Genomic DNA, 12,741 nt, shown 5'->3' on the forward strand with positions numbered 1-12,741 from the left:
TCAATTCTGTGCAGGAGCGCGCCTCACCAGTCTTCCCCCGTTGGCGTTCCAGCGGCCCATGAACTCGGCCTCGAAACCGTCCAACTCCCCGGCGCGCATGGCGGCGCGGATGTCGTCGACCAGGCGCACGGTCCAGCGCTCGTTGTGGATGGTGGCCAGGGTGTTGGCGAGCAGCTCCTTCGCCTTGAACAGGTGGTGCAGATAGGCCCGGGAGTAGTGGGTACAGGTGTAGCAGTCGCAGCCGTCCTCCAGCGGTCCGAAGTCGCGGCGGAAGGGCGCGGTGTTGACGTTGTAGCGCCCCTCGGCGGTGTAGATCGCGGCATTGCGGGCCACCCGCGAGGGATTGACGCAGTCGAAGGTGTCGGCACCGGCCCGGCAGGCGGCGAACAGGTCGTCGGGTTCGGAGATGCCCAGCAGGTGGCGGGGCCGGTCGTCGGGCAGCTCCGAGGCGCACCAGCCGACGATCCGTCCGAGGTTCTTCTTCTCGATGGCCCCGCCGATCCCGAACCCGTCGAAGCCCCGGCCCCCGGCCTCCATCCGCGCCAGGTCCCGGCAGGCCGTGCGCCGCAGGTCCTCGAACTGGGCTCCCTGGATCACCCCGAACAGGGCCTGGTAGGGCCTGCCGGGACGGGCCTCGGTGAGACGGCGGTGCTCGGCCAGGCAGCGGGCCGCCCAGCGCCGGGTGCGCTCCAGGGCCTCCTCCTGGTAGGGGCGGGTGTTCATCAGGGTGGTCAGCTCGTCGAAGGCGAACATGACGTCGGCACCCAGGCGATGCTGGATGCCCATCGAGACCTCGGGTGTGAAGCGGTGCAGGTCACCGTTGAGCGGGCTGCGGAAGGTCACCCCGTCGTCGTCGACCATCGCCTTGCGGTCGGCGTCGGCGGCGATGACGTCGGCGGGCGTCAGCTGCGAGACGTCCATGGCGAGGGTCTTCTTGAACCCGGCGCCCAGGCTGAGCACCTGGAAGCCGCCGGAGTCGGTGAAGGTGGGGCCGGGCCAGTTCATGAACCGGCCCAGGCCGCCGGCCTCGTCGACGAGGTCGGGACCGGGCTGGAGGAAGAGGTGGTAGGCGTTGGCCAGCACCGCCTGGGCGCCGAGCTGGGCGACGGACTCGGGCAGCACGGCCTTCACGCTGGCCTTGGTGCCCACCACGATGAAGGCGGGGGTCTCGATGTCGCCGTGGGGGGTGCGGATGACGCCCGTCCTTCCGAGACCGTTGCCGAGGGTGGAGGTGACGTCGAATCCGAAGGGCATGGGCGTCATTGTGGCATCACGGCATCCTCCCCGCGGCATCGGCACGAGACGCCGGGGCCCGGCCCGAAGGGGCCCGTCGGCCTCCGGGGCGTATGGGCATATGGTCTGTGCCGTGCCAGGTGTCGTCTACATGCTCGCCGCAATGCTCTCAGTCCAGTTCGGCGGCGCCTTCGCGGCCACCCTCATTCCCGAGATCGGGCCGGTGGGCACGGTGGCGCTGCGGCTGACGATCGCCACGATCATCCTTGTGCCCTTCGCCCGGCCCGGCCTCCACGACCGGCGCACCGGGCGCCTGCACACCAGATCGGACTGGCTGCGCGTGGTCGCTTTCGCCGCCACCCTCGGGGTGATGAACACCAGCTTCTACTTCAGCCTGCGCACCCTGCCCATCGGGGTCGCGGTGACCATCGAGTTCATCGGGCCGATGACGATGGCGGCACTGGGATCACGTTCCTGGCGCGACGGGCTGGCGGTGCTGCTGGCCGGCGCCGGAGTGGTCGGGGTCTCCGGGGCCCTGGACGCCGACTGGTCGCAGGTGAGCCTTCCGGGGATCGGCTTCGCACTGGGAGCGGGTGCCGCCTGGGCCCTCTACGCCAAGGCCTCCCAGGCGGTGGGCGCCCGATGGGAGTCACTGCGGGGTCTCACCTGGGCGATGATGATCTGCTCGGTGGTGATCCTGCCCTTCGGCATCGCCGAAGCCGGTACACAGCTCATCCGGCCCCGCCACCTGCTGGTCGGGGCGGTAGTGGCGCTGATGTCCTCGGCGCTGCCCTACAGCCTGGAGATGTACGCGCTGCGCCGACTGTCGACGAAGGCCTACGGCATCCTCACCGGAGGGGAGCCGGCCGTGGCCGCCCTCGCGGGGCTGCTGGTGCTGGGCCAAGGGCTTCACCCGCTCCAGATCGCCGGGATGATCTGCGTCATCTCCGCCTCCGTCCTCATCCTGGGGCGGGACAGCCACCACCATCCCACCCGGGCCGCCGCCACCTGAGCCGACTAGGCTTCCGGAGTCACACGCGGTGTCCCGGTACCGCGACGCATCTCGAGGAAGGCTCCCGATGGAACTCAGGCCCCGTGGCCTCGACAAGGTCGAGGCCCTCATCGCCAAAGGGGTCACGATCCCCAACCCGTGGACGGTCGATCTCGACGAGGAGGTCAACGTCGACCGGATCAGCGGCGACGGCGTCATCATCCACCCCGGATGCCGGATCCGTGGATCCAGGACGGTGATCTCCGCCGGCTGCCGGCTCGGCGCGGAGACCCCCATGACCATCGACAACTGCCATCTCGGACGCGGGGTGGATCTGGCGGGCGGGTACGCCCAGGGGGCCGTCTTCCTGGCCGGGGCCTCGATGGCCTCGGGCGCCCACGTGCGCGCCGGCACTCTCCTGGAGGAGCAGGCCGGCGGAGCCCATACCGTCGGCCTCAAGCAGACCATCCTCTTCCCCTTCGTCACCCTGGGCAGCCTCATCAACTTCTGCGACCTGCTGATGGCCGGCGGCACCTCCCGCCGTGATCATTCCGAGGTGGGCTCCTCCTACATCCACTTCAACTTCACCCCCGACGGCGACAAGACCACCGCCTCCATGTTCGGCGATGTCCCCCGCGGTGTGCTGCTGGACCGCCCACCGATCTTCCTCGGTGGTCAGGGCGGCACCGTGGGACCGGTCTCCACGGGTTTCGGCACCGTGGTGGGAGCCGGCTCGGTGCTGCGTGACGACGTCGTCGAGGACGGCCAGCTCGTACTGCCCCCCGCCCCCCACGAGGTGCACCGGCCGGTGACTCCGGCGTCGTACCGGCGCCTGACCCGCATCCTCGCGCACAACGTCGCCTACGTGGCCAACCTGTCGGCCCTGGAGTCCTGGTACCGCCAGATCCGCCGGCTCTTCTTCTCCCGCGAGGAGTTCGGCCCGCAGATCCTCGCAGGCGCCCTGGTGAACCTGGAGGACGTCCGCGCCGAGCGGATCAAGCGGCTGCGGGCCCTGGTGCGCCGGCTGCGACCCACCGACGAGGGACGGGCCCAGCTCATCGAGCGGATCGACGACGTCGTGGAGGCCCTCGCGGCGGTCGACGGCCCCGCCCCCGCCGCGGTGGTGCGCACCATGGGCGCGGCGGCCGATGAGGGCGTCGACTACCTGGACGCCGTTCAGGGCCTCACCGGCGATCAGCGCACCGCCGTCACGGAATGGCTCAGCGGCATCGTGGAGGCCCAGCAGCAGAGTGTGGCCGAGACCCTGCCCGCGGTGGACCTGGACTTCTGAGTGTCGGTACCGGCTGGCAGGCTGACCCCATGAGTGATCTGAGGAGCCAGGGACTGGAGATCCTGCGCCGTCTCACCGGCCGCCAGGACGCCGATTTCCATCCCGGCCAGTGGGAGGCGATCGAGGCCCTGGTCGCCGGGCATCGCCGCGCACTGGTGGTCGAGCGCACCGGCTGGGGCAAGTCGGCGGTCTATTTCGTCGCCTCCCTGCTCCAACGGCGGGCCGGCTTCGGGCCGACGCTCATCGTCTCCCCACTGCTGGCCCTGATGCGCGATCAGGTGGCCGCCGCCGAACGCGCGGGGGTGAGGGCCGCGGCGATCTCCAGCGCCAACGTCACCGAGTGGGACGAGATCCGCGGGCGGCTGGCCGCCGACTCGGTCGATGTGCTGCTGGTCTCCCCCGAGCGGCTGGTCAATCCCCGGTTCGCCGCCGAGCAGCTGCCCGAGCTGGTGGAGCGGATGGGCATGCTCGTCATCGATGAGGCCCACTGCATCTCGGACTGGGGCCATGACTTCCGGCCCGACTACCGCCGGATCCGCGATCTGGTCGCAGCGCTGCCACCGGGGGTGCCGGTGCTGGCGACCACCGCCACCGCCAATTCCCGGGTGGTGACCGACGTCGCCGAGCAGATCGCCCCGGCCTCCGCGCACCGCGACGGCAGCGCCGATGACGACGTCTTCGTGCTGCGCGGCCCCCTGGCGCGGGACTCGCTGCGGCTCGGGGTGCTCACCCTGGCCCGCCCGGAGTTGAGGCTGGCGTGGTTGTGCGAGCACCTGGCCGGGCTCCAGGGCTCGGGGATCATCTACTGCCTCACCATCTCCGCGGCCGAGGACACGGCCCGCGCGCTGGTCGAGGCGGGCCACCAGGTGCGGGCCTACACCGGGCGGACCGACGCCGAGGAGCGCACCGAGCTGGAGGCCGCCCTCAAGGACAACCGGGTGAAGGCGCTGGTGGCCACCAGCGCCCTGGGCATGGGCTTCGACAAGCCCGATCTCGGCTTCGTGGTCCACCTGGGAGCGCCGAGCTCCCCGGTCGCCTACTACCAGCAGGTGGGTCGCGCGGGGCGGGCCACCGACTCCGCGGACGTCCTGCTGCTGCCCGGGCCCGAGGATCGCGACATCTGGCGGTACTTCGCCACCTCCTCGATGCCCTCCCAGGAACGTGCCGACGCCGTGCTGGCGGCCCTGGCCGAGGGCGCGACGCTGTCCACCCCGGCCCTGGAGGCCCGGGTGGACATCCGGCGCAACCCCCTGGAGCTGCTGCTCAAGGTCCTGGCGGTCGACGGCGCCGTGGAGCGGGTGAGCGGGGGCTGGCGGGCCACCGGACGGCCCTGGGTCTACGACGCCGAGCGCTACGGGCGGATCGCAGCGGCCAGGAGATCCGAGCAGGACGCCATGGAGCATTACGAGCGCCTGGACTCGTGCCGGATGGCCTTCCTCACCTCCCAGCTCGACGATCCGGGCTCGGCGGCCTGCGGACGGTGCGACGCCTGCGCGGGACCGTGGTACCCCACCGACGTGGACCCGGACCAGCGAGCCCGCGCACAGGTCACCCTGGACCGGGTCGGGGTGCCGGTGGAGCCCAGGCGCAGCTGGCCCAGCGGCCTGGACCGTCTCGGCGTGGCCCTGAAGGGGAGGATCCCACCCGCGGAGCAGGCGGCCGAAGGGCGGGTCATCGCCCGCCTCTCGGATCTGGGCTGGGGCGGACCGCTGCGCGACCTGTTCCGCACCGACGACCAGGGAATCCCTCTCGACGCCGAGGTGCCGGGCCCGCTGGCCGGCGCATGCCTGCGGGTCCTGTCGGACTGGGACTGGGACCTGCGGCCGGCCGGGGTGGTCGCCATCCCGTCGGTCGGCCGTCCCGGTCTCGTGGGATCCCTGGCCCGGGGCATCGCCAGGGCCGGCAGGCTGGAATACCTGGGAGCCCTGGACCTGGCGCCCGGATCGGGCCGGCTGGATCCCCGGGTGAACTCGGCCTTCCGGGTCCGCGATGTGTGCGACCGGTTCCGGGTCGGCGAGGATCTCGCGGCCGGGCTGACCCGCCTGGACGGCGCTCCCGTGCTCCTGGTCGACGATCTGGTCACCAGCCGGTGGACGATGGCCGTCGCCGCACGGCTGCTGCGCCGAAGCGGTGCAGGAACCGTCCTGCCGTTCGCCCTGGGGCTGTCCGGCTAGCGTCTCGCGAGGTGACCGGCACCTCCTCGTCATGCGACGCGGATATGGTCGAGGGTGCATCACAGATCTGATACCAGATCAGAAGAGAGAGCCACCCCGAGAAGGAGACACATGTCTGTGCTGAAGTTCATCGCCCGGTCCGCACTGGCCGCCACATTCATCAACGGCGGCATCGGCGAGTTCAGGAATGCCGAACACATGGCACCCGCCGTCGACGGCGCCAAGGAGAAGCTGCCCGCGTCGGTCCGGAGCCTGGCCGACTCCGCGGACTCCGCGTCACTGGTCAAGCTCGACGGAGCCGTGATGACCGCCGCCGGCGCGGCCCTGGCGCTCGGCATCAAGCCCCGCTGCGCAGCCGCTGTCCTGGCGGCCCAGATGATTCCGGTCACGATCGTCGGCCATCCCTTCTGGGAGGCCGAGCCAGAGGCCAGACAGGGGCAGCAGATCCACTTCTTCAAGAACCTGAGCCTGGCCGGGGGCCTTCTGTGCATCGCCCTGGGCGGCGCCGGCAAGAAGAACCAGTAGGCCGGGTACGGCAGAAGGAGGGGCCCGATCCGATGATCGGGCCCCTCCTTCGTCGCGGTCTGTCAGCCCTGTTCGGGTGCCAGGAGCTCCAGCACCTCCTCCGGAGTGGAGGCGTTGCGCAGCTGCTCGGCGGTCGCCGTGTCGGCGAGGACCCGGGCCAGGGAGGCCATGATCTCCAGATGCTCGTCGGACGTGGAGGCGATCGGGATCGCCACGTAGCAGATGTTGCCGTTCCAGTCGACGCCCTCGGGGAACTGAAGGAATCCCAGACCGGCCTTCTTGATGTGGACGCGAGCCTCATTGACCCCGTGCGGGATCGAGACGCCCTCGCCCATGTAGGTGGAGATCTGCTCCTCCCGGGCGAGCATGCCGTCGATGTAGGCCGGATCGGCAGCGCCCACGTCGACGAGCACCTGACCGGCCTGACGGATCGCGTCATCCTTGTCCGCGGCGTGCAGCCCCAGCCGGATTCCCTCGGCAGTCAGCACACCGCCGCCGAAGCTGGCCGTTCTGGGGGCCGGCGCGGCCTCAGGAGCGGCAGCGGGAGCCGCGGCGCCACTGTGGGCGGCCTTGACGGCCTGCTCCACCCGCTCGAAGGCCGGGTCGCCCATGTAGTTGGTGAAAGGCACTACCTGGGCGTTGGGCACCATCTTCTGGACGCGGTCAACCAGGCCGTCCTGGGTGAGCACCAGGGTGGTGTCGGGCGGGATGTCGTTGACCGGGGTGTGACCCACCTCGACCCCGTAGGGAGCCAGCTTCTTCTTCATGGACGAGGCCACCATCACCGAGGAGCCCATCCCGGCGTCGCAGGCCACGATGACCTTGGTGATGAGGTTGCCGTCCAGGGCACCGCCGGCGGAGACCGCGGTCGCGGGCGCCGAGGCCGCACCGGCGGTGGCGGTCGTCGTGGAGACGCCGCCCAGGTCGGCCGCCTCGTCCTTCTTGCGGTCGGGTCTGATGAGCAGGGCCGCGATGACGAAGGACACCACCGTGGCGGTGAGGAAGTCGAGGATCATCGGAAGGTACGCGCCCCTGGGGGTCATCAGGAACCAGGCGATGATCGATCCCGGGGCGGGCGGTCCGACCAGACCCGCACCGGTCCAGGTGGCGACCAGGAGACCGCTCATGGCACCGGCGATGGTGGCCAGGATGACCTTCGGCTTCATCAGCACGTAGGGGAAGAAGATCTCGTGGATGCCGCCGAACAGGTGGATGATGAGCGCGCCGGGCACCGACTCCTTGATCTTGCGGGCGCCGAACACCAGGTAGGCCAGCAGAAGCCCGAGGCCGGGGCCGGGGTTCGACTCGACCATGAACAGGATGGACTTGCCGGCGGCCTTGGACTGCTCGATGCCCAACGGGGTGAGGATGCCGTGGTTGATGGCGTTGTTGAGGAACAGCACCTTCGCCGGCTCGACGAAGATCGAGGCCAGTGGCAGCAGGCTGTGGCGGATCAGGAAGGCCACGCCCGAGGCCAGCCAGCCCATCAGAGTGGTGACGATGGGCCCGATGCCGACATGGCCCAGCAGGGCCAGCAGCATGCCGAGGATGCCGATCGAGAAGGTGTCGATGAGCATCTCGAAGCCCGAGGGGATGTGCCCCTCCAGCAGCTTGTCCAGCTGCTTTAGCAGCCAGGCCGCCAGCGGGCCCATGATCATGGCGCCCAGCAGCATCGGGATGTCGGCACCGACGATCACGCCCATCACGGCGATCGCGCCGATGACGCCGCCGCGCCGACCGTTGACGGTCGTGCCGCCGGTGTATGCGATGAGCAGGGGCAGCAGGTAGGTGAGCATCGGATCGCCGAGCTTGGCGAGTTCGGAGTTGGGGAACCAGCCCGCGGGGATGAAGAAGGCTGTGATGAGGCCCCATGCGATGAACGCGCCGATATTCGGCATGATCATGCCGGCCAGGAACCCGCCGAAGCGCTGGACCGAGGCCCTGACACCTCGGCCTTCGAGATTCTTGTTGACGCTCGCGTCAGGTAAGGACATGTGATCTCCAGAATGTTGGGTCGATCTTAGGCCGAGGGTCACCAACGAGGCCAATGTCGGCAGTGACGATCAGCATCGATCTGGGCCGTAGTCTCGCTGGGGCGGTATAGGTTGTCAAGTTGTTGGATGATGTGAGAGTTCATCAGGTCTGCCCAAGGTTCAGGCCATTCCCCACACAACCGGACATCCGGTGGAGTGGTCCACAGGACCGGCGGGCCGCCTGCTAGCCTGACCGGAGACGAGGCCCGGGCGGCGACGCCGTCGCACCGGATGTACCAGCGATGGGTCCGTCGCAATCTCAGGAAAGGCGTGGGCATGCGTGCAGTGCACTTCGGCGCAGGAAACATCGGACGAGGCTTTGTCGGCCTGCTGCTGGCGGAGGCGGGCTACGAACTCACCTTCGCGGATGTGGCCGATCAGCTGATCGAGCAGCTCCAGGGGGCCGATTCCTATGAGGTCCACGAGGTCGGTGACGAGCTGCGCACGCATGTGGTGAGCGGGTTCTCCGCGATCAATTCAGCGAAGGACTCCGAGACGCTCACCGGTGCCATTGCCGCCGCCGACGTGGTCACCACCGCCGTGGGGGTCTCGATCCTCAAGTTCGTGGCTCCGGGCATTGCCGCGGGTATCGCCGCTCGCCCGGCCTCGGCCCCGCCGGTCGCGGTGATGGCCTGCGAGAACGCGATCGGCGCCACCAGCATTCTGGAGGCCGAGATCCGCTCGCGCTACGAGGGCGACGATCTCGACGAGCGCGCGGTCTTCGCCAACACCGCGGTTGACCGCATCGTTCCCGCCCAGGATCCGGGGCTCGACGTGACGGTGGAGAACTACTTCGAGTGGGCCATCGAGACCGGGCCGTTCGGCGACCGACGTCCGGAGATCCCCGGCGTCACCTGGGTGCCCGATCTCGCGCCCTATATTGAGCGCAAGCTGTTCACCGTCAACACCGGCCATGCGACGACGGCCTATCTCGGGTACGCCAGAGGGGTGGAGAAGATCTCGGACGCGCTCAATGAGGGCGACATCGAGGACGCGGTCTCCGCCGTGCTCGCCGAGACCCGGTCGCTGCTCGTCGCGAAGTACGGATTCGACAGGACGGAGCTCGAGTCCTACGCGGCCAAGATCATGCGGCGGTTCGCCAATCCCTATCTGCCCGACACGGTCGAGCGGGTGGGACGTTCGCCGCTGCGCAAGCTGTCGCGCAACGATCGCTTCGTCGGTCCCGCCTCGCAGCTGGCCGAGCGGGGCCTTTCCGCGGACGCCCTGCTGACGGCGATCGGCGCGGCCCTGCGCTTCGACTACGCCGACGACAAGGAGGCTGTGGAACTTCAGCGGCTGCTGGCCGACGAGCCGGCCGAGAAGGTCGTCGAGACCGTCACCGGGCTCGAGCCCGAGCATCCGCTGTACCCCGCGGTACTGGACCTGGTGAAGTCGGTCCAGGACTGACACTGCGGAATCGGCGCGTCTGACGCCCGACGGGTCAGATGCTCGCCAGCGCCTGGAGCTGGGCCAGACCGACCACCGGTGCGGTCGAGGCCCGCAGCACGGCGTCGGCCACCCGGACCGGATGGCCGCCGGCGTCGGTGAAGGTCTGCAGTTCGTCGGGGCTGATACCGCCCTCGGGCCCGACGATCAGGATCACGTCACCGGATGCGGGCAGGTCGGCCCGTCTGATCGGGGCGGTGGCGGACTCGTGGAGCACGAAGGCCGCGTCGGCGGCGCCGATCCTCCCGGCGACCTGGATGGACGTCGCGAAGGTGATCTGGGGCACGGTGAACCGGCGGGACTGCTTGGTCGCCTCCCGGGCGGTGGCCCGCCATTTGGCGAGCCCCTTGTCCCGCTTGTCCGGACTCCAACGGGAGATGGACCGGGACGCCTGCCAGGCGATGATCTCGTCGACGCCGAGCTCGGTGAGTGTCTCGACGGCCAGGTCGGCGCGAGGGCCTTTGGTGAGTGCCTGAACGGCGATCCACCGGTGGGTCCTGGCAGGACTGCTCAGGCGGTCGACGACCCGGACCCGCACCACGTTCTTCCCGATCTCGACCGCGGGCCCGCGGACCGCGGACCCGGCACCGTCGGTCACCAGGACCGACTCCCCGGCCCCGATCCTCCTCACCGCCGCCGCGTGGTGCCCCTCCGCCCCGGATATCTCGACGACCGAGCCGGGCCCGGCGTCACCGATCGCGGCGATGAAGCAGGGTTCGGTCATCCGCCGAAGGCCTCCTTGATGCGGGAGAAGACGCCCTTGGAGCCGGTGGTGTGTACCGAGGCGCTGGTCTCGGTCTCATCGCGGGCCTCGGCCAGGGCGCGCAGCAGGTCGCGCTGCCTGCTGTTGAGCCTGGTGGGGGTGTCGACGAGCAGCGTGACCCCCAGATCGCCGCGGCCCTGACTGCGCAGCTTCGGCACGCCACGGCCGTGCACCACGATGCGGGTGCCCGACTGGGTGCCGGCGGGGATCTCGACGTCGACGCTGCCCTGATCGGCGTCGATGTCCTCGCGGTCGGCCTCCAGGGTGCGCACGGCGACCGTGGTGCCCAGCGCCGCCGCGGTCATCGGCACCGAGATGGCCATCTCCAGATCGGTGCCCTCGCGGCGGAAGACCTCGTGGGGGGCGACCACCAGTTCGACGTAGAGATCGCCGGCGGGTCCGCCTCCGGGACCCACCTCACCCTGGGAGTCCAGGTGGATCCGGTTGCCGTCGGCCACCCCGGCGGGGATCTTGACGTTGATGGTGCGGGAGGTGCGCACCCGGCCCTCCCCGGAGCATTCCGGGCAGGGGTTGGGAATGACGGTGCCGTATCCGCGGCAGGTGGGGCAGGGCTGGGTGGTGCGGATATTGCCGAGGAAGGAGCGCTCGACGGTGGTCACCTCGCCGCGGCCGTCGCAGGTGGTGCAGGTGACCGGCTCGGAATCCTTCTCCGCCCCCTTGCCGTGGCACTTGGGGCACACCACGGCCGTGTCGATGTCCAGGGGCTTGGTGATCCCGAAGGCCGCCTCTGCCAGCGTGAGGCGCATCCGCACCAAGGCGTCCTGGCCGCGGCGCACCCTCGATCTGGGGCCTCGGGAGGAGCCGCCGAAGGGACTGCCTCCGCCGAACATGGCGTCGACCAGATTGGTGAAGTCGAAACCGCCGCCGAATCCGCTGTCCCCGAATCCGCCGGCGGCGGCGTTGGGATCGCCTCCGCGGTCGAAGACGGCGCGCTTCTGCGGATCCTGGAGCACCTCGTAGGCCTCCTGGACCTTCTTGAAGGCGTCCTCGGAGCCCGGCCCGGCGACGTCGGGGTGGAGCTTCATGGCCTTCTTGCGGTAGGCCTTCTTGATCTGGTCCGCGCTGGCGTCGCGGGAGACGCCGAGCACCTCGTAGTAGTCATCGCTCATCTGCTGCGGTCATCCTTCTGACAGGAACCGGCCCACGTACCGGGCGATCGCCCGCACCGCGGCCATGGTCGAGGGGTAGTCCATTCTCGTCGGGCCGACGACACCCAGGCCCGCCCGGCCACCGTCGTCACCATAGGTGCTGGCGACCAGTGACGTCGACCGGAAGTTCTCATCGGGGTTCTCAGTGCCGATGCGCACCGTCAGACCCTCGGCCCCGGAGGAGGTGGCCTCCCCGAGCAGCCTCAGCAGGACGACCTGCTCCTCCAGGGCCTCCAGCACAGGCCGGACCGAGGTCTCGAAGGCCATCCCGAAGCCGGCCAGGTTGGGCACCCCGGCGACCACCACCCGGGCCGACGGGTCGGTGGCGAGGATCTCCAGTACCGCGGCGGCGACGCCGGACACCGCCGCGGAGCTGTCGGGACCGAACTCGTCGATGAACCCGGCCAGGGCCTCAGCGGCCTCGGCAATGGTGCAGCCCACCAGCAGGTCGTTGAGCCGGGACCGGAGCCCCACGATGAACCGTTCGGTGTGCCCGGGCATATCGATGATGCGCTGCTCGACGGTGCCCGAGGAGGTGATGAGCACCACGAGCACCCGATCGGTCGACAGGCTCACCAGCTCCAGATGCAGGACGGTCGCCGAGGAGGCCACCGGGTACTGCATGATCGCCACCTGGTGGGTGATCTGGGCGAGCAGCCGGACTGTGCGGGTCACGATGTCGTCCAGGTCGGCGGCGCCGTTCATGAAACTCATGATGGCCCGCCTCTCGGGGGCCGACAGGGGCTTGACGGTGGCGATCCGGTCGACGAAGAGGCGGTACCCCTTGTCGGTGGGGATACGGCCGGCACTGGTGTGGGGATGGGTGATGTACCCCTCCTCCTCCAGAGCCGCCATGTCATTGCGCACCGTGGCCGGCGAGACTCTCAGGCCGTGTCTCTCGACCAGGGCTTTGGAGCCGACCGGCTCCTTGCTCGAGACGTAATCGGTGACGATGGCCTTCAGTACGTCGAGCTTGCGGTCGTCGAGCACTGTCCCTCCTCACCTGGGATCCCGTAGATTCTGGCACTCATGGATCGGGAGTGCCAGTCTACCGCTCTGCCCAGCCGTGTTCGCCCGGCCGTGTTCGCCCTCTGCCGATCGCGTGCCATGCTGTCG

General features: G+C 69.7%; 10 protein-coding genes. 5 read left to right on the top strand and 5 right to left on the bottom strand.

The features are described from left to right. Positions 1–1,254, bottom strand: coding sequence for a tRNA guanosine(34) transglycosylase Tgt (tgt, locus tag JS278_RS09615; RefSeq protein ID WP_114044978.1), 1,254 nt, complete (start codon positions 1,252–1,254; stop codon positions 1–3). A gap of 100 nt (positions 1,255–1,354) precedes the next feature. Between tgt and JS278_RS09620 the strand changes: the two genes are divergently transcribed. The 4 genes from JS278_RS09620 to JS278_RS09635 all read left to right on the top strand — a co-directional run bounded on the left by JS278_RS09620 (position 1,355) and on the right by JS278_RS09635 (position 6,214). After that, entirely contained in the window at positions 1,355–2,245 is an 891-nt protein-coding gene (locus JS278_RS09620; protein ID WP_114044979.1) for an EamA family transporter, read from the top strand. Positions 2,246–2,312: 67 nt separating this feature from the next. Further along, positions 2,313–3,515, top strand: coding sequence for a UDP-N-acetylglucosamine pyrophosphorylase (locus JS278_RS09625; protein ID WP_114044980.1), 1,203 nt, complete (start codon positions 2,313–2,315; stop codon positions 3,513–3,515). Between the two features lie 29 nt (positions 3,516–3,544). Then, positions 3,545–5,689 (top strand): RecQ family ATP-dependent DNA helicase, encoded by a 2,145-nt coding sequence (locus JS278_RS09630; protein ID WP_114044981.1) that lies wholly within the window; start codon positions 3,545–3,547, stop codon positions 5,687–5,689. 111 nt (positions 5,690–5,800) lie between these two features. Further along, positions 5,801–6,214, top strand: coding sequence for a DoxX family protein (locus JS278_RS09635; protein WP_114044982.1), 414 nt, complete (start codon positions 5,801–5,803; stop codon positions 6,212–6,214). Between the two features lie 62 nt (positions 6,215–6,276). Here the strand turns inward: JS278_RS09635 and JS278_RS09640 are convergent, their stop codons facing one another. Continuing rightward, a complete protein-coding gene (locus JS278_RS09640; RefSeq protein WP_181833691.1) occupies positions 6,277–8,208 on the bottom strand; it encodes a PTS mannitol transporter subunit IICBA in 1,932 nt (643 codons plus the stop codon). Positions 8,209–8,523: 315 nt separating this feature from the next. On the opposite strand from JS278_RS09640, the gene JS278_RS09645 reads away from it, so the two are divergent. Next, on the top strand, positions 8,524–9,654 hold the full coding sequence (locus tag JS278_RS09645) for a mannitol-1-phosphate 5-dehydrogenase (RefSeq protein WP_114044983.1): 1,131 nt from the start codon (positions 8,524–8,526) through the stop codon (positions 9,652–9,654). Between the two features lie 34 nt (positions 9,655–9,688). On the opposite strand, the gene JS278_RS09650 is transcribed toward JS278_RS09645, so the two are convergent. Genes JS278_RS09650 through hrcA form a run of 3 tightly spaced genes read right to left on the bottom strand, consistent with a single transcriptional unit; the run spans position 9,689 to position 12,615 of the window. Then, a complete protein-coding gene (locus JS278_RS09650; protein ID WP_114044984.1) occupies positions 9,689–10,417 on the bottom strand; it encodes a 16S rRNA (uracil(1498)-N(3))-methyltransferase in 729 nt (242 codons plus the stop codon). Continuing rightward, positions 10,414–11,586 (bottom strand): molecular chaperone DnaJ, encoded by a 1,173-nt coding sequence (gene dnaJ / locus JS278_RS09655; protein WP_114044985.1) that lies wholly within the window; start codon positions 11,584–11,586, stop codon positions 10,414–10,416. The genes JS278_RS09650 and dnaJ overlap by 4 nt, the downstream gene beginning before the upstream one ends. Positions 11,587–11,595: 9 nt before the next feature. Then, positions 11,596–12,615: a heat-inducible transcriptional repressor HrcA gene (gene hrcA, locus JS278_RS09660; protein WP_114044986.1), complete on the bottom strand. Its 1,020-nt coding sequence runs from the start codon at positions 12,613–12,615 to the stop codon at positions 11,596–11,598. Positions 12,616–12,741: the final 126 nt, after the last annotated feature.

It is taken from the genome of Acidipropionibacterium virtanenii, from assembly GCF_003325455.1.
Classification (GTDB): domain Bacteria; phylum Actinomycetota; class Actinomycetes; order Propionibacteriales; family Propionibacteriaceae; genus Acidipropionibacterium; species Acidipropionibacterium virtanenii.